A 22,249-nucleotide genomic window follows, 5' to 3' on the forward strand; every position below is an offset into this window, starting at 1 on the left:
CGGACTGCCGTTCGCGTCTCACTCGCTGCGCTCGTCGATGCGGGTTGTTCTGTTTCGTGGATCGGGGCTGAGGGCCTTCCATTCTGCGATCCTCCGCAGTTGTTCGACCCTGACTGCATGTCGGGGGGAGTGTTGGCTTGGATGACTGCGCAACGCGGGTTCGACTGCGCCTTGAACCCGGACGATCCGATAACGCCAATCTCAGACCAGCACCTGTCGATGCTGAGGCAGTACGCGCGCGGGCTTGCCGATGCCACTTAACCTCTGCAGTTCACGATCCGGCGAGGAATGGTGCTGGCTAGATGCACGGAACAACTGATGTACGGGCTCCCTAGTGCGGATGTTCCGGACGGATTCTGGTATCCGGCTTCGTTCGTTCGCGTGGTCGAGCTTGGACTGGTCGATCTCGAGCCGTGGCGAATCCTGGAAGGTGACTTGCTGTCCGCGCGGTTCCGTGGGTTGGCGGCGCGATATCCGGGGCGGCGGTTGGTGCCGTTCGCGCGGCGGCAGGACAACGATGACGTTGCTTGTTGGCAGGTTGGTGGCCGTGAGGTCTTGATCATCCACGACTTCGACTCCTCCGGTGGTGAGCTTCGCGAGACGCTCCCGTCGTTCTACGACTGGCTGCGACGCGCGATCGACGACCTGATCGAGTTCGAACCTGATGACTGACGACTCGCCCCTCGGGCGGCCAGGCGACGACGGGTCCTACCTTGTTCTGGGAAGATCAAATGAATCAAGATGAGCTGAATTTCCAGCTGCGCGCGGTTGTGCTGGAGTTGCAGAGACACATACGGACCGCGGGAGTAGAAGATATTCTTGACTACGTCGATCACAATGAGGCGGGCATGGCATTTGAGATGTTATGCAGTCAACTGGATGAGTACGACGTAGAACTTAGCTCTCATTTAGTGGAGCGGATCGCGGAGTTGGGGTCGGTAATGAGTCTGCCGGCTCGAAAGTGGAAGGTTCTTCGGGTTGCCAACGGATGATCGCGTCCCGGGTGCCTTGGAGATCGAGAGTGCCGACCGGTCGGACGAGACTGATACGCGGGAGTTCCTTGAGGCGTATCGGGATGTGATGGATTCGATGGGGCGTGGGCGGCCGCTGTCGCCGATGGCTCTCGTCGACCAATGGAGGTCGTTCGTCCAGTGGTGTGAAGAAGGATATGGCCAGGACATCTACGAATACGAGAACGACCTGAGCGTCAGGGAGACAGTGGAGCGAGTCCTCCGGTCCGAGCGGCTGCAGCGCTTCGACCAGATGGTGTGGGTTCGCGAACAGGTCGCCGAGGCCGATGAGCGCTTCCGTCGGTTGCTGTCCGATGAGAAGGTGCGTTCGCAGGGTCCTTGGTGGAAGGTTCGTCTGCCACGGATTGCCGGCGCGGTGCTGGCCGCAGATGTGCGGGACAACTACAACGTCGACATCCCGCTTCCCGGAGAGGACACCGCCACAGATGAGTGATGGCTGGCGCGGTCGGCGGACAGACGGGCCGTACTTCTAGTTGGACAGTTTGATCGGTGTTGTCCGGATGTGGAGGTACGAGGTGACCGCAATCGCTGGGTATGGGCGGCGCTGGGAGTGTGATGAGTCGCGACGGCGACCTGACTGGTCCTGATGGTCCATGGGTTCATGAGATCGGGCGGCTGGGCTTGAGTCGGTTGTTGTCTTCGACTTCTGCGAGCGATGGCGTGCGGATGCTTATGGATGGTAGGCGGATGCGTACGGTTGACGATCTCTTCCAGCAGTACGTCAGGGAGTTCAGGTTGCCTGAGTACTTCGGGTGGAACTGGGCGGCGTTCGATGAATGCATGACTGACCTGGCGTGGATGCCTGCGAATGGGTACCTGACGGTTATTGACTCCGCGGACCAGGTGCTGGCGGACGAGTTGGATGATCGGGCAACGTCTCTGCGGCATTTGCGGGGCATTGGCAGGTACTGGTCGCGCGCGTTCGCACTCGGTCCGGCCTGGGGTCGAGGCGAGGTGGCCTTTCACACGGTGCTCGTCGATTCCGACGACGTAGGTACGGTCGGCGACTGATCGCTCGTTCCGCGTGCACGGATGGCTTTGTCGTGGCTGGACCGAGGTCATCCTGCGGGTCCGTACCCGTCGAGTCGTGAGTTGTGGTTGCGGATCTCAGCCCTTATCCACGACTCGGCGAACACCTTGGGAGCCATTCGCCACGACTCGGCGTGGTGCGGGCCGGATCCGGGGGAAGCTGCGGGCCGGTTCCGAGCGGGTGAAGGTGTCAGGCCGTCGGTGGTGCGAGCGGCAGCGCGCGCACGACACCGTCCGCGCGGCATCAGATCCGGCGCACAGGATGGGCTTCGAATAGGGTTCGATGTGTTGTTGAGGTGGGGGAGTGGCGGGGGGGCGTTCTGGTCGGTGGGCTTTAGGATCCGGGTGTGGATGCTGGGGTGTTTCGGCAGGTTCGGGCTTTGTATGACGGGGCTTCGGTGGCGGTCTATCAGGCGTACTCGCCGGAGATTGCGGAGGCGGCGTTGCGGGCGGGGACGTTTGTGGAGCCGTTCGGGATGGCGAGGATGACCTGGATCAAGCCTTCGTTCTTGTGGATGGCTTATCGGTCGGGGTGGGGGACGAAGCCGGGGCAGACTCGGGTGTTGCGGGTTCATCTCGCGCGGGACGGGTTCGAGTGGGCGTTGGCGCGTGGGGTGCTTTCGCATTATCAGGCTGGGTTTCATGAGTCCGAGGCGGCTTGGAAGCAGTCGTTGGTGGGGGCGCCGGTGCGGATCCAGTGGGATCCGGAGCAGACGGTGACCATGACGGCGCGGCCTCAGGTGCGGTCGATCCAGATCGGGTTGTCGGGGGATGCGGTGCGGCGGTACGTGAACGAGTGGATCGTGCGGCTCGAGGACGTCACTGCGGAGATGCAGCACGTGCGGGATCTGGCGCGGACATCGGTGGAAGCGGCGGAAGCGGAGTTGCCAGTCGAGCGCCCGTACCCGATCTCCGACGAACTGGCGGCGAAGATCGCCACAACCCCAGGCGTCCATCCACCGCGCTAAGGCGGGAGTGCGGTGGTCGTGGGTCGGTGGCGGGCGGGTTGTGGGGGACTGTGGTGATCCCCCGGGTGGATGGTCGCGGGGGTAATTGGGTTGAGGGGGTCTGGTGGTTTGTTGATGATGGGTTTATGACTACGACTATTGGACTGTTGCTGATCGAACCTGTGGCCTTGGCGGCTCGGGTTCAGCAGCAGGCCGGTCGGTGGTGGGGGTCGATGCTCGGTCCGTTGTGATCGGGGTGGTGGTCGCGGGGCTCTTGGCTGGGTATGGCGTTGCTGTGCCGGTTGGGCCTGTCGGGACCTATCTGGTTGCGTTGACTGCTCGGAGTTCGTTGCGGATCGGGGCGTTCGCGGCGCTCGGGGTTGCCACAGCTGATGGTGCGTATGCCGCGGTGGCAGCCGGAGCGGGTACGGCGTTGGCTCCGCTGCTGGTGCCGATTGTCGGACCGTTGCGCTGGGCATCGGTTGCCGTACTGATCGGGCTCGCGGTGATGGGTACGGGCAAGGCGGTACGGCGCTATCGCGAGCGGCGGATCGATGCGTTGCAGCAGGAGACTCCGGTGGCGGCGCGGACTGCGTTCCTCGGGATGCTCGGGATGACGATGCTCAACCCGTGGACGGTGATCTACTTCGCTGCGCTGATTCTCGGGGGATCGGGTGTCGCGGGCGTTGGGGAGCGGATCGTGTTCGTCACTGCGGCGTTCGTGGCGTCGGCGAGTTGGCAACTGCTGCTTGCGGGCGGTGGTGCTCTGCTCGGGCGGATCCTGACCGGGCCGCGTGGCCGGCTTGGTACCACGCTGGCCTCGAGCGCACTGATCGTCGTACTCGCGATCCGATTGGTTGCCTAAGGCACCAGCTGCCGGGATCAGCTCGTCGGTACGAGGCGCTCGACGGCTGCGGCCGGGTTGAGGAAGAGCAGTACCGGCGGGCCGGTGTTCGGGAGAATCTCTGCGTACGCGCGGAGTTGTGGCGCGTAGTACGCGACGCGGCTGTCCAACGCTGCGGTGGGGATCGCGTCGGTCTTGTAGTCGAGGATCGTCAGGCGGCCGTCGTCCTCGCGGTAGATCAGGTCGACGAAACCTTCGAGTACGGTGCCGTCGGGCTGGACGGTGCCGACGTACGACTCGCGCCAGTGTTCGCGAGCGGCGGCGCGCCGCACCACGTCGGACGCCAGCGCCGAGCGCACCAGCGCGGTGACGACGTCGGTGTATTCGAGGACGCCCTCGGCCAAGCATTGGGTCGACACAGCGGACTCGAGGCCGGCGCCGGTGGAGAGGTCGACGACCTGGAGTACGGCATGGACGGCGCGACCGATCGCGGTGCCGTACCGGCCCTTGGACCACGGTGGGAGCTCGAGGTCCCGGGCGGCCTTCGCGGTGCCGGGGTCGATGCGGTCGGCCGATCCGGTGTCATTGTCTGCCTCAAGGGCAAACTCAGGGCCGGTGCCTTCCAAGCCGGAGGCTGACTGGGCTGACGGCGTTCGGCTGGCGGTCCGGGCGGCGTCGGCACGGGATTCCCATTCGGTGCGGGAGATGGGCGGGGTGACGTCGGGCACTGCGGTGGGCTCGCGGTCGGGGACCGGCAGGCCGGTGAAAAGGGTCGAGTGTGGTGCCTCGACGCCGCCCGCGGTGGCGAGGAGCTCCGCGTTGCTGGTGTGGCGGCGGTTGCCGGAGCGATGCAGCGACACGATCAGGTGGTCGCGGGCGCGGGTCGCGGCGACGTACAGCAGGCGGCGGCGTTCGTAATCGTCCATCTGCTCGTCGACGGGCTGCACCAGGTCGAAGTCCTCGGTCTGCACGGAGGACTTGAGCTTCACGGCGTACCCGCCGGACTGCGGCCACAGGACCTGGACGCCGCGTTGCCGGTTCGGCGAGGCGGTCATGCCGGACAGGATCACGATCGGGAACTCGAGGCCCTTCGCGGCGTGGATCGTCATCACCCGGACCGCGTCGGCGTCGGTCTCGGGAAGAACAGCCTCGGCGACGCGGGAGGTTTCCTCGCCCTGGTGTGCGGCCCAGGCGAGGTACGAACGCAGGCCGCCGTGCTCGACCTCGGACCAGGCGCGGGCCTGGTCGACGACGAACCGGATCCGCCGCCAGGCGTCGCGGGCGCGCGGGCCGATCGCGGCGACCTCGAGCATCCGGCGGTCGGCGACGATCTTCGCGAGCACCTCGCTCGGGGTCAGCCAGCGGGCGGCGTAGTACGTCCGGCGGAGCCACTCCATCGCGTCGCCGACCGGGTGGGTGAGGAGCTGGTCGGGCACCTTTGCGGTCAGGGTGAACGAGCCGCCGTTGCGCTTCCAGGTGTAAAGGTCGTCGTCGCCGCAACCGAACAGTGGGGAGCGGAGGGTGGTGACGAGCGCGAGTTGGTCGCTGGGGTCGCCGAGCGCGCGGGCGCAGGCGAGCAGGTCGCGGACCTCGGCGGTTTGGTAGACGAGAGAGCTCGCTTCGGCGCGGTACGGGATGTCGGCGCGGTCGAGGGCGTCCTCGAGGAACGGGAGCGAGGTGCGGGCCGGGACGAGTACGGCGATGTCGCCGGCTTCCGCGGGGCGCCAGGATTCCGAGCGGTCGTCGTACACCAGCCAGCCGTCGCGCAGCGCTTCCTCGATGACGGATGCGACGTCGGTGGCTTCGCGTTCGCGGAGGACGGAGGCTTGGGCGCGGGGGAGGTCGTCATGCGGGACCGCGCCGAGGATGGTGACGGCGGGGCCGGCTGCTGGATCCTCGGGCTCGTCGGATGGTGGTTCGATCGGCCCAGGATCCGCGCTGCCCGCATCGTCGCGCCGCCGGAACGGAAGGACGGAGGCCAGATCGTTGACCTGCTCGCTCGTGTCGGATTCGTCGTCGGTGTCGAAGAGCGTCGGCTCGTCGAACATCGAGAGCTGATCGCCCTCGACCGAAGTCGGTTCATCGGCCGGCGGTGCACTGCGGCGCTTCGGTGCGAGCCCGCCGGCAACGGCTCCAGCGGAGGCGCTGGCTGCCGTTGGGTTGGTGCGGTGCGGGGCGAGGGCTTGGTACGACGGTTGTGCGGCTTCTTGAGGTTGGATCAGCGTCGCGAAGACCGTGTTGATCCAGGTGAGGATGGGCGGCACGGTACGGAAGTTCGTCGTGAGGGCAACCGTCTCGCCGAGCAGGTCCTGAGCGGTCAGGTACGTTGCGATGTTCGCGCGACGGAACCGGTAGATCGACTGCTTCGGATCGCCGACCACGAACAGCCGGCCCTCCGGCACCTCGACGTCATGCCAGTCCGGGGCGAAGGCTTCAGCGCCGCCCGCGATCCGGACCGCGAGCTCGATCTGGATCGGATCCGTGTCCTGGAACTCGTCCAGCAGCAGCCGCTCGTATCGCTCCTGCAGATCGTCACGTACGTCGGCGTCGCGGCGCAGCAGGTCCCGCGCGAGCACCAGCAGGTCGTGGAACTCGAGCCGCCCGTCGGCGCGTCGCAGCTCGGCCGACTCCAGAACCCGCTCCGCGATCCAGTGCGAAAGGTGCCGAAGGCAAGCATCGAGCAGCAGCTCGACGAGCGAGCCGGCCACCTCGACGACCTCGGTGCAGTCCGCGCGGACGGAGCCGATGTCCGGCCAGTTCTCCTTGCGGCCGATCCGGCCGATCTTCAGCCCGCGGAACGTCTGCAGGATCGCGAGCTGCGTCTCCTGGTCCGACGCCGCCTCCAACATCAGACCGAGTTCGCGGAGCTGTACGACCTTCGGCAGCAGGCGGTCCTCGGGGTCGCGGCAGCTGTCCGCCGCGCCACCGATCTGTGCCGCCGCAGCGATCAGCCCGGTGAGATCCGGCATCGCGACCAGGTCCGGTGGGTCGACGAGCACGCGGTCGGCGATCAGGTCCCAGTCGTTGCCGAACAACCGCGCCAGCGAGCGGAGATGTTTCAGCTCGACACCGACCGCCATCGCGAGCAGCAGCGGCTCGGCGATCGAATCGTCGTCGAGCAGTTGCTGTTGCAGCTCGGCCCAGCGTTCCTCGAAGGCGACCGACGAACCGACCTCGTCGAGTACGTCGATGAGCGGCGGCAACCCCGCCTCGATCGGATGCGCGAGCAGGATCTGTTGCGCGAACGCGTGCAGTGTCCCGATCGACGCCGAGTCCAGATCGTCCAGCGCCGCGTCCGCGAGCTGCCGGTCGTCGCCCTTGCGTGCCTTCTCGAACTCGACGCGCAGCCGGTCGCGCAGCTCGGCGCCGGCCTTCTCGGTGAACGTCACGGCGGCGATGGTGCGCAGCGGCACCCCGTCGCGCAGGACCAGCGTCGTGACGCGATCGACGAGCGCGTGTGTCTTCCCGGAGCCGGCCCCCGCCTCCACGAAGAGCGTGGTGTCGGTGTCGGTCCGGATCCGCTCCCGGGCCGCTCCGTCGAGCAACTGCTCACTCATCAGCAGCTCCCCTCGATCGCAGACAGCACCGTAGACGGGATGCGCCTACTCATCCGCAACCTCCAACGCCGTGGGGTCGATGAGCCGGACCAAACGCTCAAGCATTGGGTCATGGCGTTTGCGGTCCCAGCGAGCGCGCACCTCGCTGTGCCCCAGACCGTCGGGATTGCAGTAGTGGCATTGCACCCACAGGAAGTCGGGGACCTCGGGCGCCTTCGGCGGGAAGTATCCGGAGGCGATCGAGGAGACGATCACGTCGAGCGTGTCGACGTACCGGGCCTCGACCTCCGGGGTCAGTGGGACGGGGATCCGCTTCCCGCCGCGGCGGACGAACCAGTACGACGCCTCGACCGGAGTAGCGGTCTCGCCGAGTCGTGCGCGGGCAGCGTACGCATAAACGGGGAGTTGCAGCTTCGTCCCGCCGGCGACCGGGTCGGACTCGATGCCTTCGTACCGCGAGAAGCCGCCGGTCTTCACGTCGGTGACGTAGATCGTGCCGTCCGCACCGAGGTCGACCTTGTCCGCGGAGCCGCGCAGCAGCACCCGCCCGGACGGGACCGGGATCTCCACCGGAGGCTCGCCGTCGAACCCGAACCGCAGCTCGCTTGCGACCACCGAGGCGGATCGTGATGCGCGCCACCGGTCGTCGTCGGTGAGCAGCACCATCAGATCGCCGAGGATCCGCAGCCGCTCGCGCTGCCACAACCGCGGATGCCCGGTCAGGCCCTCGGCCTCGAACTGCTCCGCGAGATCCGCCCCGATCGCGAGCAGCAGCGACCGCTGCTCCGCCGTCCACGGCTCGCCGTACCCGGGGAGCGAACCGGACAGCCGCGAAACGAACGCGTCCAGACTGTTGTGGATCAGGTTCCCGATCTGAATCGGTGAGATGACGAGCAGGTCCTCCGGCGCCTCGAGCGGCTCCACCTGAAGCAGCCGCTCGACGAAGTACGCATGCGGACAGGTCGCGTACGACTCGAGGGACGTCGGCGACGCGATCCGGTCCTCGACCGCGAACTCGGGCAGCCCCGGCACCCCCGACAAGTCGCCGTCGAACCGCGTGAACGCCATCGACGCCCGCCCGCGCAGCAGCTCCCGAGCCTTGACCAGTACGCCGTCGTGCACCCACAAACGCGCCGCGGCGGCCCGTGTCTGCCACTCCTGCTCGGTCGCCGGCATCGTTGCTGTCGTCAACGAACCGGCGAACGACGCGGAGGTCTGCAGGACCTGCTCGTACCTGTCCCACTGGGTCGCCGGCAGCGCATGATCACCGGTCAGCTCACGCAGCGAACCGAGCAGCCACCGCGTCGGCAACCGTCGCGACGACCGCCGCAGATCGCCGCGCGGGAACGACGCCACGACGCGCGCACCCGCCGAGAACGCGACCAGCAGATGCCGCTGCTTCTCATCCAGCCGATCCCGGAACGACGCCAGCTCCGGCGCGGCCGCCTCACGCACCCGATGCGGGAGCAGCGCGTCCTCATGCACCCGCCCGGGATACAGGTCCTCCGACAGCCCCACGACATAGACGATTTCCGCGGACAGCCCGATGCTCGCGGAGAGCGGTGCCACGAGCACACCGGTACCGAACGTCCCGACGCGCGGCAGCGACTGCTGCAGCTCGAGGTCCAGAACGTCACGCAGCACCGCGAGGCTGGCCGGCGTGCCGAGCTCGTCAAGCGTCGACAGGCCCTTCAACGACCCCTCGACGGCCGCAGCGGCGTACTGCTCCTCGATGGGCAGGGCGGAATAGTCACCGAGCAGATCGTGGAACAGTTGCAGCACGCCCTCCGACAGCGATGTCCAGGTCTCCAACTCGGCAAGGGCCTTCAGCCGGCGGCGCAACGTGGACGCGAACGCGTGCAGCCGCTCGGCCTTGGAGGCGTTGTACTGCGCGCGCCGTACCGCAGCAGGTCGTGGATCCTCGGCGGCCTCCTCCTGGTCGGCCGTCCGCCGCTCGGACTCCGCGTACCGCGCCAGCCGGGTGTCCCAGTCGTCTCCGCGCACCACGCCGGCCACGCGCGACATCCGCTCCCACTGCGGCACCGGGATGCGATCGCCCGCGAAGTCACGCGTCGGAGCATTCGCCAGCGCGCGGAACACGTCCGCACGCGGCAGATCCTGGTCGATCAGCGCCAGCACCTCGAGCAGCGTCCGCGCGATCGCCCGCTCGTGCACGGGACGCGTCCCGGGACCGTTCACCTCGATGCGCGCCGCGGACAGGTGCTCGTGGAGCAAGCGCGCGTACGGCGAGGCGGCTGCGTACAGCACCGCGATCCGATGCGCGGGTGTGTGCTCCAGCGCCGCCACGACGTCGCGGACCACGCACCGCACCTCGTCGTCGGCGTCCGATGCATTCAGGATCTCGGTCGCGACCGGGTAGTTCTTGGAGATCGAGGTCGGCAGGTCGATACCGATCCGCTCGAGCGAACGCCGGACGGCGCGGTCGGCGCGACGCACATCGGTCAGGCCGACGATCACGGTGAGATCGGCGGAGGCATCACCGAGCGCGGCCACGAACGCCGCCTCGGACTGGGTCAGCTCCTGCGGCAGGTACAGCACCAGGGCGCCCAGCTCCTGCACCGTTGACGGCACAGCGGCGATCCGGGATGCGGCAGCACGCAGCAGGTCGGTCTCGTCGTACCAATCGGCGGCGAGCTCCGTTGTGACGTGACGATGCAGGCGGATCAGATCGGGACCGAGCGCGGACGCCTCCGCGACCTTGCCGAGCGCGGGCTCGCTCAGGTCGCGGAGCTCGTTGTGCGCGGAGGCAAGCGCTTGGATGGTCGACGGGTGCTCGGCCACCTCGTCGAAGATCCCGGGCGCCTTCGCGAGCGCCGTCCGCCAGGTCGCCGCCACGATCGGCCGGGTCGCGGGCCGGCGCGGGGCGAGCTCGCCCGCGGCGATCTGCTCGGCGAGTCGTTCCAGGGTCGCCAGGTACAGACCGCCGATGGACGTACGGGCGAGGTGGCGGCGCGCGACGACGCCGGACAGGTTGTTCGGCAGGAGGAGCGTGACGGGGCTCATCGGGTCGTCGGCCTTGAGCTGCGTGACGACGGCCTGCAGACGCTCCAGAGCCGCGGCGCCGTACGCCGTGCTCTCGATCCGCGTGCTGCTCATCAGGAAACTCCCGCCGTTCGACTGTCATCGAAGACGGTAGACCCTGCCACGGACAGAAAGCTGAAGGGGCGCGAAACGCCAAGGTTTCTGCGGTGCCGGCGGCGGCTCTCGCACAATATAGAAATGGCGAGCACCGATAATGCTCCGATGGCTGCCGCGGTGCATCACGTCGAGATCTGGGTCCCGGACCTGTCCCGGGCCGTTGCGTGTTGGGGCTGGGTCCTCGACCGGCTGGGCTGGAAGGACGGTGACGGCTGGCCGGGTGGCATGACCTGGATTGCTCCTGATGGCTCCTATGTCGTGGTCGAGCAGAGCCCGGCGATGTCGGCGTCCGAGCACGACCGGATGCGGCCCGGGATGAACCACCTCGCGCTGAACGCCGGCAGCCGCGCGGAGCTGGACAGCATCGTCCTCGAGGCCGCCGACCACGGCTGGACGCTGATGTTCGCCGACCGGCACCCGTACGCCGGCGGGCCGCAGCATTACGCCGCCTTCCTGCACAACACCGACGGCTACGAGCTGGAGCTCGTCGCCCCTTGAGACGACTGATACCTGGAGTGACCACTGGGACCACTGGTGTGACACGATTGCACCAGGCGTAAACGTAGTCGCGGGGCAAGTGTGGAAGGACGATGCTCGTGCCGGAGAAGTCTGGCGGAGATCCGGCCGCACCGGAGCTCCTGGAAGCGCGGATCCGCGGCTTGCAGCACGCGCTCGGGCAGCTGCTGGACAACGCGCGGCGGCTGACGTACGGCGAGCATCAGCGCGCCGTCAAGCTGCATCGTCAACTGCAGGAACAGACCGCGGCGGCCCGTCGTGAGTCGCGTTCGCTGGTCGACGCGAAGACCGCCGAGGCGTTGTCCGCGGCCGAGCCCCAGGCACGGCTGCTCGCGGATCGCCTCGCACCCGGTCTGGCAGCCGTCCCGCCGAACGACGCCCGCTGGCGGTCGCGTCAACTCGTCGGCGCCGGCGTCCCGTCGTACGTGCGGGTCGGCGAGCTCGATTCCGGTACGCCGGTGGTCGCGCCCCTGCTCCGTACGAACGGCTGGAAGGTGACCGGCGACCGCAACGAGACTGCGCGCCGACTGCTCCAGAGCGTTGCCCTGAGACTCGTCGCGGCCGCCGAGCCGTTCCGTCTGCGCGTCGATGCGTTCGACCCGAAACTGACCGGGACGATGGGGCTGCTCGGGCACCTGACCACGAAGTACCCGCAATTGGTGCCCAGGGCAACGCATACCGCGGAGCAGTTGCACACAGTGTTGTCCGGGTTGGTCGACGTGTCGTCGCTGCGGGCCAGCAGGCAGGCGCAGCTCGGGCACGAACGCTTCGAGGACCTGCTGAAGGAGACCGGGCAGGTGACCGATCCATACCGGATCGTCGTCCTCTTCGACTACCCGTTCGGCATCGACACGCTGGCGCAGCGGGATCTGCTCCGGCTCGCCGCGACCGCGGGCAAGCGCGGCATCTGTTTCCTCGTGCACTACGACGCCTCGACGGCCGCCGAGCTGGACGTCGAGGCGAAGCAGTTGCTCGAGCTCCTCAATCCGGTTGCCGTCATCAACGATCGCGTCGAGGTCGCGCAGCTGCCGCCGGCCCGGCTGGATCCGCCGTTCGACGCGACCATTGCCGCGGGCATCTGTGACGTGATCGCGGAGCAGGCCGACATCGCCGTACTGCCGACGATCGACTTCGACCGGACGCTGCCGGACCGGTTGACGTGGTGGCGGCCGGTCAAGGACGAGATCGGCACGGTCATCGGGTACGACGACCGCACGCCGGCGCTGGTGCGGTTGCGCAGCGGCAACCCGGCGCTCCCGCACGTCCTCGTCGGCGGCGCGGTCGGTCAGGGCAAGTCGAATCTCCTGCTCGTGATGATCCACGGTCTCGCCGCGCGGTACTCCCCGGCGGACCTGGAGATGTACCTGCTCGACTTCAAGCACGGTGTCGAGTTCTCTGCGCTCGGGCCGGGACCGGATCGGCCGCACTGGCTGCCGCAGATCCGCGTCCTCGGGGTGCACAGTGACCGCGCCTTCGGCCTCGCCGTGCTGCGTCATCTGTCCGACGAGTTGGCGCGGCGTAGCGAGATCTTCAAGTCGCACGGGAACGTCGCCGACATCGCCGAGCTCGAGCCGGGTCCCGATCGGCCGCCGCGGATCCTTGTCGTACTGGACGAGTTCCAGGTGCTGCTCGAGGACGACGACGAGCTGGCGGACGAGGCGGCGAAGCTGCTGGAGCGGTTGGTGCGGCTGGGGCGCGCGTACGGCGTGCACGTGGTCCTCGCGACGCAGACGATCGAGGGCGTGAAGCGGTTGTCGACGCGACGGGACTCGATCTTCGGCCAGGTGCCGTACCGGATCGCGCTGAAAACGACGCCGGCCGACTCGCAGGCCATCCTGCGCAGCGGGAACACGGCGGCGGCCGAGCTGCAGTTCCGCGGCGAGGCAGTCCTGAACGCGAACTTCGGCTCCCCGGACGACAACCAGCACGTGCTGGTCAGCTTCGCGGACAAGGCTGTGCTGGACTCGTTGCGGGCGGAGCTGTGGTCGCGGGCCGGGGACGAGGTGCATCCGCCAAGGGTGTTCCACCTGGCCGAGCCGGCGCGGTTGACGGACACTGCGACGGCAGTGCAGCCCGAGCTCGGGCGGCCGTGGACCGGGCTGCCGATCGCGGTGACCGAGGAGCCGGTCGCGATCGAGGTGCAGCCCGAGCCCGGCGCCGGCGTGCTCGTACTGGGGGACGGCCCGGTCGATGCACTCGGCGTGCTGACCGGCCTCGCGGTCTCGACAGCGGCTGCTGCGGTGGATCCGCCGCGCTTCGTCTTCGTCGACGGTACGAACTCCGCGCCGGCCGTTGCTGAGGGCAAGGATGCGTTGGTGCAGGTGCTGCGTCAGCTCGGCTGTGAGGTCGAGACTGTCGACAAGCACGACGACATCGCGCCCCGGCTGTTTGCGCTGCGGGATGCGATGCGAGAAGGGCAGGCCGCATCGACGTACCTGCTCGGCTTCGGGTTCCATGGCGTACCGCGGATGCAGGTGCACGCCGAGGGGTACTTCGAGAGTCCCGCGAATGCACTGCAGGACATCGTGCGCGACGGGCCGGCGCAGGGCCTGATCACGTACGGCTGGTGGAACCGGCTGCACGTCTGCACCGAGCAGCTCGGGTACGGGCGGGGCAATGTCGCGACGCACTTGTTCCTCCGGCACCCGCAGGACGGCGTTCGCGCAGTCGCTGGGCCGCTCGTGCGATGGGCGTCCGAACCGCACCGCGCCTTGTTGTGGGACGGTCTGCATCCCGAGGCACAGGTTGTCGTACCGTTCGCCGCCCTGCGGTCGGACGAGGTGGATCGTGCGCTGGAGTTGGTACGGCGATGAAGACCGAAGAACAACAGTGGTCCGAGTACGTTCGCGCGCTGCGGACCGTCGCGATGGCGCGGACCGACGCGCAGCAGGCGCAGGACCGGGTGACTGCGCACAAGTCGAAGGCCGAGGCGACCGCGGCCGCCGAAGCCGATGCGATGGCCGAGCGCGGGCGAAAGCTGCAGACCAGGCTGAACGCGCTCGCCGAGAAGGCGGCGCAGAGTCTCGAACGCGCCGGTCTGCCGGCGGAGGGCAAGCGCGCGAACCACACGCTGCCGGAGATCCGCGCGCTGAACGACATCGAGACCGTCGCGGCGCGGATCACCGAGCAACTGTCGGAGTCCGTGGACCAGTTGGAGGACCTGCGGACCAAGGCCCGGTCGCTCCAGGAGCTGCGCAAGCGGCGTACCATCAGCGCGGTTCTGGCGCTGGTCGGGTTCGTGCTCGTGTGGGTGCTCAGCGGATCGTTCCTGGCCGGGGTCGAGGCCGCGGCGATCGCTGCTGTCACGATGCTGGCCGCCTCCCGGGTGCTCGGGCTGCCGCGGTTGCCGGTCGCGCGCTGGTGGGGCTGGGGCGGGGCCGCCCTGGTCTTCGTACTGATGGCTGCCGGGCTGCCGTGGTGGATCGGGATTCTGGTGCCGGTCGTGGTGGCCGGTACGGCGATCGTGCTACCGAAGAAGCGCAACTAGTTTGGGAGTGTGTTGAGGTGTCCGACGTACTGCGGCTCAAGGAACAGCTGCACCAGGTCTCGATGGAGGCCAAGCAGGCAGCGGGCGGGCTGGCCGGGTTCAAGCTCCGGTTCACGCAGCACAGCCAGCTCGTGGAAAGCTTGATCGCGGGCACCGCCACCGGCATCGACCGCGACATCACCGAGATCCTCGAGGCCGCGGGCAAGGCGGTCGAACAGGCCGCCGAGGCGCTAGAGATCGCGTCCGCCGGCTGCAAGAACTACGCCGACCAGATCTGAGGATTGTGGGGGCGCCGGGATGCCGTCGGAGTTGCAGCGGGTCGCGCGCGGTCTGGTCGACTGCTTCGACGAGATCCCTCGTGTCGTCGACCAGTTGATGCGTACGGCGGCCCGATGCCGCGAGAACGCTCAGGTCGCGCTGATCGCCTCGCGTGGTCAGGCGACGGTCGCCGCGCAGCAGCTCGATGCGGCGGCGCAGGCGTGCGAGGCGGCCGCGCACTTCCTGTCGATGGCACCGCCGAAGGCGCGCGGCTGGGCCGAGGGGCTGCTCGGTGACGGTGGTCCGTCGACGAACAGGCCGTCGTCGGACTCGGCCGATCGCACCAAACTGGCCGGCGTGGAGATCCGTACGAGCCGCCTGACCGCGACGTACGAGGACCTGGAAGTTGCCGAGGACAACGAGCCGCCGCTGGTCGCGGTCGCCCGGAAGGCGTTCGAGAAGTACCGCAAGACCCGCGAGAAGGACGACGAGGACCAGGACCCGCAGGAACCCCTCGAAGTCGAGATCACCCTCACCGAAACCGGCGAGATCATCCTCCAGGAACGCGACCAAAAGGAAGAGCAGAAGCGCGCCGACCGCCTGAGCCGCGACTTCGGATTGACGCCCGACCGCGCCGAGGACGAGGACGAGGATCGTCCCGGGGTCGAGGAGCGGGACGAGAAGGAAGAGCGGAAGCGGGTTGAGCGGCTGACTCGCGACTTCGGGTTGACGCCTGATCGCGCCGAGGACGAGGAGCGGGACGAGAAGGAAGAGCAGAAGCGGGTTGAGCGGCTGACTCGCGACTTCGGGTTGACGCCTGATCGCGCCGAGGACGAGGACGAGGCTCGTCCCGAGGTGGAGGAGCGGGATGAGAAGGAAGAGCGGAAGCGGGTTGAGCGGCTGACTCGCGACTTCGGGTTGACGCCCGATCGTGAGGACGAGGATGAGGATCGGTCCGAGGCTGAGGAGCGGGATGAGAAGGGTGAGGCGGAGCGGGTTGAGCGGTTGAGCGGTGGCTTTGGGATTGGGGTCGATCTGGAGGAAGCGGTCAGGGCGCTTCTCGACTCGATGCCAGAAGAGCAGCAGTGGCAACACGCCACGATCACGATCACCGCGAACCGCGCCGACGCCACGTTCGACCACCCCGACCGGCCCCGCCACCGCCCCGCCGGCTGACCTGGATCTGGGCCGGGAGATCGGCAGCTCAACAGGACGCATAACCCCAGCCTGACCCACCCAGCGCCACCGCCCCACGCCACCAGCACCCCACATCACCACCACCCCGCACCACCACCGCCCCGCACCACCGCCCCGCACCACCGCCCCGCACCACCGCCGCCACCCGCCGCCGGCATTTGGGTGGTTCACCTCTGAAGTTGCCGCTTCGCCGTCTGCCTGCATGGGGGGAAGGGGCAACTCGCGAGGTTAACCAGTCGTGTTGAGGGTTCTCTGCTGGTGTGCGAACGAAGAACCCCCAAGAGCAGTGGATGTCCACCTTTGTGGCGCATGTGCGGACGCACGCCTGCCGGTCTTCAACGTGCCGGTCTTCAACGTGCCGGTCTTCAACGTGCCGGCCTTGAACGTGCCGGTCTTCAACGTGTCGGCCTCGACGGGTTGGCCTGCCTGGCCGCGTACTGCCTCATGTTTCGTCGAGTCGTGGATTATGGCGGCCGATTGCCGCCTCGATCCACGACTCGGCGATCCGGGGTCCAGCCACACGCCACGACTCGACGCTATGGGAGGGCGGCGGGTGCTGGGGGCAGGCGCTCGTGAGTTCGTACGGCGTCGACAGTGAAGGGCCGGAACCGCGGCGTTGACACTGGAGGGCGGAAGGCGGGACCAGGCTCCGACTCACGACCACCTGTCGCACCACCGCGAACCGCGTCGACGCCACCTTCGACCACACCGAGCAGCCCCCACGAGCAGCCCGCACGAGCAGCCCGCACGAGCAGCCCGCACGAGCAGCCCGCACGAGCAGCCCGCACGAGCAGCCCGCACGAGCAGCCCCCACGAGCAGCCCGCACGAGCAGCTCCACGGGCAGTCCCACGAGCAGCGAACTGACCTGGACCTACGCCGCGGATCGGCGAGCTCGACAGGGCATATACGTCCGTTAGCAGCCGGGTGGACGGGATCTACGCCTGGCGGGTCCGGCAGTGGGCATGTATGTCACGTCGAGCTTGCACGGGGACGGGTCTTCACCGGGTGTGAGATTTTTCTGCGAAGTTGCGTCATGAACGGCGCGGGGGGCCGTCACTTCCTGTGAACCCATCCCCACAGGGAAGTGGAAGTGATTGACGTGAAGGGTTGGCTTGCGAGGTCGCTGATGGGATCCGGCTCGACTCGGTGCCGGGTGTATTGAGATGGGCGACGATGGTGATCCGCACCCGGCTGTGGTCCGGGTGGAGCGTCGTCGCGTACGGGTCTGGTTCGGGGACCATGTGGTCGCCGACTACCGGGCCGAGGCGGAGTTGGCCGAGCGGTACGCGGCGGCCATGTCGCGCCGGTTCGCCGGACTGCGTGTGACCAGCGATCCGCTCCCGGAGCAGGACCCGGGACCGGGCCGGAAGCTGCCGGGGGAGCGGCTCTGGGAGGTAGCACCGAAATGAGTTCTCGTCGCTTCCGCCTGATCCGGCATCAGGACGTCTCCGGTGTCAGCGGCACCGGGCCCGTCGCCGAGGGTGTGCAGTTCACCGACGGTGCGGTCGCGCTCCGCTGGTACGGCGACTATCCGACCACGACCGTGTGGGACGGCATTGATTCCGTCGTCGCCATCCACGGCCACGGCGGGGCGACCGTGATCGAGTGGCTGGACCCCGAACCGGGCCCCGACCCCGATCTCAAACTGCCGCCGCGCGAGTCCCTCCCACCCCGTCCGTGGCCCGATCTGCACTCAGCTCCCGAGCCACAGGACCCCGATCCGTTGCACTCCGAGCGGGACCTTGGTGCGCACGGCGCAGCGCCGCCGTCGACCTGGTCGTCGTACCGCGTGTTCCGTTGACCACCTGATCCACCGGCGCCGGGCTTCATCCCCCTCCCCGGCTCCGGTCACCTCGGTACGGCGTACTCCTGGGCGAGCCGGAGTACGCCGTACCTGAGGATCTCTCAGCTGTAGCTCATCCGGTCCAGGACGTCGAGGTTGTAGAACTTCCCGGGACCGTCGCACAGCGCCATCATCTTCTCCGACATCTCGGTGGTGTCGGGGCGTTGCGAGTTCGCCATTGCCTCCTCGTAGGAGTCGAACTCGACGATCGCGAAGTAGCGTCCCGCCTCGTCGCGATCGGAACAGGCGAGCCCGCGTACCGGCGCCGGCCCGTCACCGTCGGCCTCGCGCTTGGCGCGGAACTCCTCCATCAGCGCCGCGACCTCGTCCGGCTTCGACGTCCGGTACTCGATGATCTGAACGAAACCAGCCATTTCTCCCCCTGGTTCTGACGACACTCACCCCTGGGTGTCTCCTGCTCCGACAGTGCGCCCGGATCGCCTGCCTGGCAAGGGGATACGGCTTACGGTGACCTGACGAGCGCGCCGGATCACGGCGTGTTGCTTCTGCCCTCGGCAGAGGTCTCTGGGAATTGTCGGCGGGGCCTGATTTGCTGGCCCGCATGGAGATTCTGATCCTCGGTGGTACGGCGTTCCTCGGTCGTGAGCTCGCGGCGCAGGCGCTCGCGCGCGGTCATTCGGTCACCTGCTTGGCGCGCGGCGAGAGCGGCGCGGTGGCCGACGGCGCGACGCTGGTCGCCACCGATCGCGGCCGTCCGGAGGCGTACGACGCGGTGCCGCAGCGGGAGTGGGACGCGGTGTTCGAGGTGTCGTGGCAGCCGGGGTTCGTGAAGGGTGCGCTGGCCGCGTTCGGCGCCCGGGCGAAGCACTGGACCTATGTATCGTCGGCGAATGCCTACCTGAAGTACGACACGCCCGGCGCGGACGAGACCGCGGTACTGCGGGAGCCGACCGAGCTGGACGAGGCCGACCGCGAGTTGTACGGCGAGGCGAAGGTCGCGTGTGAGGTCGCGTCGCAGGAGGCCGTCGGGGATCGGCTGGTGATCGCGCGGGCCGGGCTGATCGGCGGGCCGGGGGATCCGAGCGATCGGGCCGGCGCGTGGGTCGCGCGGGCGGCGCGGGCACCACACGAGCCGATGCTCGTGCCCGACACGCCCGAGCTGGCGACGGCAGTCATCGACGTACGGGACCTGGCGGGCTGGTTGCTCGACAACGCAACGGCCGGCCGCACCGGGACGTACGACACTTTCGGGCCGGTTGTGCCGTTCGGGGAGTGGATCGAGTTGGCGCGGGAGGTCGGCGGTCATACCGGGCCGGTCGTGCTCGCGCCGCGTGAGTGGTTGGAGGAGCAGAAGGTCGAGCAGTACATGGGGCCCGATTCGTTGGCGATGTGGATCACTGAGCCGGGGTACGAGGGTTGGTCGTCGCGGAGTGGCGCAGCCGCGCTGGCGGCGGGGCTGACGCATCGCCCGCGGCGCGAGCTGCTCGTGGATGCACTGGCCTGGGAGCGCGAGCTCGGTCTGGAGCGCGAACGCCGCGCTGGGCTGAGTGATGGCAAGGAGAAGGAGTTGATTGCGTCGCTGAGCCAGTAGAGGGTGGGCCTATGCGCCTGGTGCTGATGTCGGACACTCACCTGCCGGTGCGGGCGAAGAAGCTCCCGGACCCGGTCTGGGACGCGGTCGACCGTGCCGACGTGGTCATCCATGCGGGGGACTGGGTGAGCGTCGGGCTGCTGGATGAGTTGGAGTCTCGTGCTGCCCGGTTGATCGGGTGCTGGGGCAACAACGACGGGCCGGAGTTACGCGCGCGACTGCCCGAGGTCGCGCGGGAGACGCTCGACGGTTTGTCGGTGGCCGTGGTGCACGAGACCGGTCAGTCCACAGGGCGTGAGCTGCGGTGCGAGGCGGCGTACCCGGGAGTGGAGCTGCTCGTGTTCGGGCACAGCCACATCCCGTGGGACACGACGAGCCCGGGCGGGTTGCGGCTGCTGAACCCCGGCTCCCCGACGGACCGCCGGCGACAGCCGTTCTGCACCTACCTGACAGCAACCATCAACGCCGGTCGCCTTGAAGACGTTGCCCTGCACAACCTCTAGCGCCCGTAAGCGAAGGTTGCGTTCTGCAACGACAGACGGCCGGGCAGATGTGGTCGGCGCCGTACCACCGAGTTACGGCGCACCCACACCTGCCCGGCCGACATCGGTCGGGTCAGGCGTTTGCTGCTTCCTTGACCCTGGTCTTGAGGCGATCGCGGACCTCTTCCGGTGTGTACGCACGGCGCTTCCGCTCGCCCCGTGCGACCACAACGCCCGTGGCAGCCACGCCGACGAGCCCCGCAAGCCCTACCACCTTCCATACCTTCATGCCGACTAACCTAGCGACGTGAACAGCCGGATTGCACTGGATGACGCTACGGAACTGACACGAACAGGTGACATTTGGCTGTTCCGCGGTGCGAGTGCGGCGGATCGCGCGATCCAGCTGACCACCAACAGCCCGGTCAACCACGTCGGGATGGCGATCGTCGTCGAGGACCTGCCGCCGCTGATGTGGCACGCCGAGCTGGGCCGTTCGCTGCCGGACGTCTGGACGGGCACGCATCACCGCGGCGTCCAACTGCACGATCTGCGCGACGCGGTGCTGGTGTGGGGACGCAAGTACGGTCAGCAGGCGTGGCTGCGGCAACTCGATCATCCCGTCACGCGCGCGATGGAGGACGCTGTTCTCAAGACCGTCGCGCGGCTCGACGGCACGCCGTTCCCGTCGACAGCGCGGCTCGCGTCGCGCTGGGTGCGCGGCCGCGTTCCTGCGGTCCGCAAGGGTTCGCGGGAGCTCGAGCTCGAGTCGGCGTACTGCGCTGAGGTGGTTGCCTTGACGTACGAGGCGATGGGACTGCTGCGCGGCCGGCAGCCGAACTGGTACGACCCGGGGCGCTTCTGGAGCGGCGACGAACTGCAGCTCGCGCACGGCGCGAAGCTGGGCGCCGAGCTCGCCGTCGACCTCCCGGAGACGTGACGGGTTCCCTGCGCGGATTCCTGAACTGATTCCTTGGTTGACGGAAACTGTCGGCGGCTTGTGATTGGGTTGTTTCAGTCGGTCATCGACCGGAGGAGGACCCGGATGTACGCCGTCATCGACACCGAGACGACCGGCCTGCTGCCGAGCCATCGGCATCGGGTCATCGAGATCGCGGTCGTGCTGCTGGACGCCCGCGGGCAGGTCGAGCGCGAGTGGGTGACGTTGCTGAATCCGCAGCGCGATCTCGGACCGCAACACATCCACGGGATCCTGACGGCCGACGTGCTGGCCGCGCCGGAGTTCGGCGACATCGCTCGGCAGTTGGGAGAGCTGCTTGCGGGGCGGATGGTTGTCGGGCACAACGTCGAGTTCGATCTGGGGTTCCTGCGGGCGGAGTTCGCGCGGCTCGGTGTCACGGTGCCGCTGATCACCGAGCGGTCGATGTGCACGATGGCGCTGGCCGGCTACCTGCATCCCGGTGCCAAGCGGACGCTCGGCGCGTGTTGCGCGGCGGCCGGGATCTCGATCGAGGGCTGGCATTCGGCGCTCGCGGACACGCGGGCGACCGCCGAGCTGTTCGCGCAGTACCTGGGTGCGTTCGCGGCGCCGTTGCCGTGGCAGTGGGCGTACGAAGAGGTTCGCGAGCTGCCGTGGCCGGAGCTGCCCGGGTCCGATGTCGCGCCGACCGTCCGGCCGGTGCATGCGGGTGGGCGGCACGGGTGGATGAGTCGGCTTGTCGACCAGTTGCCACGGGTACCGGAGCCGCCGCAGGCCGACTCGTATCTCGTACTGCTGGACACGATCCTCGGCAACCGCGAGATCACGGCGGCGGACGCCGATCAGCTCGTGGCGGTGGCGACCGAGCTGGGGCTGACTCGCCCGCAGGTCGACCATCTCCATCGGTTCTACGTTTCCGCGTTGGCGGACGCCTCGTGGGCGACCGGTGACATTACGCCCGACCAGCGCAGGGACCTCGACACCGTGGCGGTGATGCTCGGGCAGCGTGCGTCCGACGTGGACGACGCGTTGTTGCGCGCGAGCAGCGGGCGGTACGTCGTACCGGATCGTCCTGGGGTGCGCGGGTTTCCGCGGGGCAGCACGCTCGTGTTCACCGGCGACATGGTGGAGCCGCGCGAGGTGTGGTGGGACCGTGCGGTGGCGGCCGGGTTCGCGCCGCAGGAGGCGGTGCGTCCCGACACCACGTTCGTGGTCGCCGCGGACGTGGACAGCCTGTCGATGAAGGCGCGCGCAGCCCGCGAGCTCGACGTACCCATCATCTCCGTCGACGACTTCCGCAGACTGCTCCCACAAATCCAGCCCGCCGAAACTCACAACCCATCCCCAGAACACCAACGAAGAGCCGGCTGAGCCACCCGTCACCGTCAGAAGTGCGGGCAGCGGGG

The 22,249-nt window shown here is 68.2% G+C and carries 21 protein-coding genes; 17 read left to right on the plus strand and 4 right to left on the minus strand.

Annotation, left to right across the window (positions count from 1 at the left end; genetic code table 11):
• The first annotated feature begins 318 nt into the window (after positions 1-318).
• From ACGFI6_RS37270 to ACGFI6_RS37295, 6 genes are all read left to right on the plus strand, one after another.
• Positions 319-672, plus strand: a complete 354-nt coding sequence (locus tag ACGFI6_RS37270; protein WP_393127222.1) for a hypothetical protein — start codon at positions 319-321, stop codon at positions 670-672.
• A gap of 59 nt (positions 673-731) precedes the next feature.
• Positions 732-992: a MafI family immunity protein gene (locus tag ACGFI6_RS37275; RefSeq protein WP_393127224.1), complete on the plus strand. Its 261-nt coding sequence runs from the start codon at positions 732-734 to the stop codon at positions 990-992.
• A gap of 16 nt (positions 993-1,008) precedes the next feature.
• Positions 1,009-1,464: a hypothetical protein gene (locus tag ACGFI6_RS37280; RefSeq protein ID WP_393127226.1), complete on the plus strand. Its 456-nt coding sequence runs from the start codon at positions 1,009-1,011 to the stop codon at positions 1,462-1,464.
• Between the two features lie 254 nt (positions 1,465-1,718).
• On the plus strand, positions 1,719-2,042 hold the full coding sequence (locus ACGFI6_RS37285; protein ID WP_393127228.1) for a barstar family protein: 324 nt from the start codon (positions 1,719-1,721) through the stop codon (positions 2,040-2,042).
• A gap of 377 nt (positions 2,043-2,419) precedes the next feature.
• Complete coding sequence (locus ACGFI6_RS37290) at positions 2,420-3,028, plus strand: DUF4291 domain-containing protein (protein ID WP_393127552.1); 609 nt, start codon at positions 2,420-2,422, stop codon at positions 3,026-3,028.
• A 274-nt stretch (positions 3,029-3,302) separates the two neighbouring features.
• Positions 3,303-3,872, plus strand: coding sequence for a LysE family transporter (locus tag ACGFI6_RS37295; protein WP_393127230.1), 570 nt, complete (start codon positions 3,303-3,305; stop codon positions 3,870-3,872).
• Positions 3,873-3,889: 17 nt separating this feature from the next.
• On the opposite strand, the gene ACGFI6_RS37300 is transcribed toward ACGFI6_RS37295, so the two are convergent.
• Both ACGFI6_RS37300 and ACGFI6_RS37305 read right to left on the minus strand, forming a co-directional pair.
• Positions 3,890-7,408 (minus strand): UvrD-helicase domain-containing protein, encoded by a 3,519-nt coding sequence (locus ACGFI6_RS37300; protein WP_393127232.1) that lies wholly within the window; start codon positions 7,406-7,408, stop codon positions 3,890-3,892.
• A gap of 45 nt (positions 7,409-7,453) precedes the next feature.
• Positions 7,454-10,525, minus strand: coding sequence for a PD-(D/E)XK nuclease family protein (locus ACGFI6_RS37305; protein WP_393127234.1), 3,072 nt, complete (start codon positions 10,523-10,525; stop codon positions 7,454-7,456).
• 123 nt (positions 10,526-10,648) lie between these two features.
• On the opposite strand from ACGFI6_RS37305, the gene ACGFI6_RS37310 reads away from it, so the two are divergent.
• From ACGFI6_RS37310 to ACGFI6_RS37340, 7 genes are all read left to right on the plus strand, one after another.
• Positions 10,649-11,065: a VOC family protein gene (locus ACGFI6_RS37310; protein WP_393127236.1), complete on the plus strand. Its 417-nt coding sequence runs from the start codon at positions 10,649-10,651 to the stop codon at positions 11,063-11,065.
• A 98-nt stretch (positions 11,066-11,163) separates the two neighbouring features.
• Positions 11,164-13,896, plus strand: coding sequence for an FtsK/SpoIIIE domain-containing protein (locus ACGFI6_RS37315; protein WP_393127238.1), 2,733 nt, complete (start codon positions 11,164-11,166; stop codon positions 13,894-13,896).
• Entirely contained in the window at positions 13,893-14,570 is a 678-nt protein-coding gene (locus ACGFI6_RS37320) for a hypothetical protein (RefSeq protein WP_393127240.1), read from the plus strand. The genes ACGFI6_RS37315 and ACGFI6_RS37320 overlap by 4 nt, the downstream gene beginning before the upstream one ends.
• Positions 14,571-14,587: 17 nt before the next feature.
• Positions 14,588-14,848, plus strand: coding sequence for a hypothetical protein (locus tag ACGFI6_RS37325; protein WP_134114190.1), 261 nt, complete (start codon positions 14,588-14,590; stop codon positions 14,846-14,848).
• Between the two features lie 19 nt (positions 14,849-14,867).
• Positions 14,868-16,004: a hypothetical protein gene (locus ACGFI6_RS37330; RefSeq protein WP_393127243.1), complete on the plus strand. Its 1,137-nt coding sequence runs from the start codon at positions 14,868-14,870 to the stop codon at positions 16,002-16,004.
• Positions 16,005-17,189: 1,185 nt separating this feature from the next.
• Complete coding sequence (locus tag ACGFI6_RS37335) at positions 17,190-17,435, plus strand: hypothetical protein (protein WP_393127245.1); 246 nt, start codon at positions 17,190-17,192, stop codon at positions 17,433-17,435.
• Positions 17,432-17,827, plus strand: a complete 396-nt coding sequence (locus ACGFI6_RS37340; protein WP_393127247.1) for a hypothetical protein — start codon at positions 17,432-17,434, stop codon at positions 17,825-17,827. The genes ACGFI6_RS37335 and ACGFI6_RS37340 overlap by 4 nt, the downstream gene beginning before the upstream one ends.
• A gap of 104 nt (positions 17,828-17,931) precedes the next feature.
• On the opposite strand, the gene ACGFI6_RS37345 is transcribed toward ACGFI6_RS37340, so the two are convergent.
• Positions 17,932-18,243, minus strand: a complete 312-nt coding sequence (locus ACGFI6_RS37345; protein WP_393127249.1) for a hypothetical protein — start codon at positions 18,241-18,243, stop codon at positions 17,932-17,934.
• A gap of 188 nt (positions 18,244-18,431) precedes the next feature.
• Between ACGFI6_RS37345 and ACGFI6_RS37350 the strand changes: the two genes are divergently transcribed.
• Both ACGFI6_RS37350 and ACGFI6_RS37355 read left to right on the plus strand, forming a co-directional pair.
• Positions 18,432-19,421 (plus strand): NAD-dependent epimerase/dehydratase family protein, encoded by a 990-nt coding sequence (locus ACGFI6_RS37350; RefSeq protein ID WP_393127251.1) that lies wholly within the window; start codon positions 18,432-18,434, stop codon positions 19,419-19,421.
• 11 nt (positions 19,422-19,432) lie between these two features.
• Positions 19,433-19,924, plus strand: coding sequence for a metallophosphoesterase family protein (locus ACGFI6_RS37355; protein WP_393127253.1), 492 nt, complete (start codon positions 19,433-19,435; stop codon positions 19,922-19,924).
• 112 nt (positions 19,925-20,036) lie between these two features.
• On the opposite strand, the gene ACGFI6_RS37360 is transcribed toward ACGFI6_RS37355, so the two are convergent.
• The gene (locus ACGFI6_RS37360; RefSeq protein ID WP_166677970.1) at positions 20,037-20,192 is read right to left on the minus strand and encodes a hypothetical protein; all 156 of its coding nucleotides are present in this window, start codon (positions 20,190-20,192) and stop codon (positions 20,037-20,039) included.
• 18 nt (positions 20,193-20,210) lie between these two features.
• On the opposite strand from ACGFI6_RS37360, the gene ACGFI6_RS37365 reads away from it, so the two are divergent.
• Positions 20,211-20,843, plus strand: coding sequence for a hypothetical protein (locus tag ACGFI6_RS37365; RefSeq protein WP_393127256.1), 633 nt, complete (start codon positions 20,211-20,213; stop codon positions 20,841-20,843).
• A gap of 105 nt (positions 20,844-20,948) precedes the next feature.
• Entirely contained in the window at positions 20,949-22,214 is a 1,266-nt protein-coding gene (locus ACGFI6_RS37370) for an exonuclease domain-containing protein (protein WP_393127258.1), read from the plus strand.
• Positions 22,215-22,249 lie beyond the last annotated feature (35 nt).

The organism is Kribbella sp. NPDC048928 (assembly GCF_043197975.1).
GTDB lineage: Bacteria > Actinomycetota > Actinomycetes > Propionibacteriales > Kribbellaceae > Kribbella.

Excerpts from the sequence above, each read along its gene's own strand:
- ACGFI6_RS37270 (WP_393127222.1), top strand. The coding sequence starts at position 319 with ATGTACGGGCTCCCTAGTGCGGATGTTCCGGACGGATTCTGGTATCCG.
- ACGFI6_RS37275 (WP_393127224.1), top strand. The coding sequence starts at position 732 with ATGAATCAAGATGAGCTGAATTTCCAGCTGCGCGCGGTTGTGCTGGAG.
- ACGFI6_RS37285 (WP_393127228.1), top strand. The coding sequence starts at position 1,719 with ATGCGTACGGTTGACGATCTCTTCCAGCAGTACGTCAGGGAGTTCAGG.
- ACGFI6_RS37300 (WP_393127232.1), bottom strand. The coding sequence starts at position 7,408 with ATGAGTGAGCAGTTGCTCGACGGAGCGGCCCGGGAGCGGATCCGGACC.
- ACGFI6_RS37305 (WP_393127234.1), bottom strand. The coding sequence starts at position 10,525 with ATGAGCAGCACGCGGATCGAGAGCACGGCGTACGGCGCCGCGGCTCTG.
- ACGFI6_RS37310 (WP_393127236.1), top strand. The coding sequence starts at position 10,649 with ATGGCGAGCACCGATAATGCTCCGATGGCTGCCGCGGTGCATCACGTC.
- ACGFI6_RS37320 (WP_393127240.1), top strand. The coding sequence starts at position 13,893 with ATGAAGACCGAAGAACAACAGTGGTCCGAGTACGTTCGCGCGCTGCGG.
- ACGFI6_RS37330 (WP_393127243.1), top strand. The coding sequence starts at position 14,868 with ATGCCGTCGGAGTTGCAGCGGGTCGCGCGCGGTCTGGTCGACTGCTTC.
- ACGFI6_RS37335 (WP_393127245.1), top strand. The coding sequence starts at position 17,190 with ATGGGCGACGATGGTGATCCGCACCCGGCTGTGGTCCGGGTGGAGCGT.
- ACGFI6_RS37340 (WP_393127247.1), top strand. The coding sequence starts at position 17,432 with ATGAGTTCTCGTCGCTTCCGCCTGATCCGGCATCAGGACGTCTCCGGT.
- ACGFI6_RS37345 (WP_393127249.1), bottom strand. The coding sequence starts at position 18,243 with ATGGCTGGTTTCGTTCAGATCATCGAGTACCGGACGTCGAAGCCGGAC.
- ACGFI6_RS37350 (WP_393127251.1), top strand. The coding sequence starts at position 18,432 with ATGGAGATTCTGATCCTCGGTGGTACGGCGTTCCTCGGTCGTGAGCTC.
- ACGFI6_RS37355 (WP_393127253.1), top strand. The coding sequence starts at position 19,433 with ATGCGCCTGGTGCTGATGTCGGACACTCACCTGCCGGTGCGGGCGAAG.
- ACGFI6_RS37360 (WP_166677970.1), bottom strand. The coding sequence starts at position 20,192 with ATGAAGGTATGGAAGGTGGTAGGGCTTGCGGGGCTCGTCGGCGTGGCT.
- ACGFI6_RS37370 (WP_393127258.1), top strand. The coding sequence starts at position 20,949 with ATGTACGCCGTCATCGACACCGAGACGACCGGCCTGCTGCCGAGCCAT.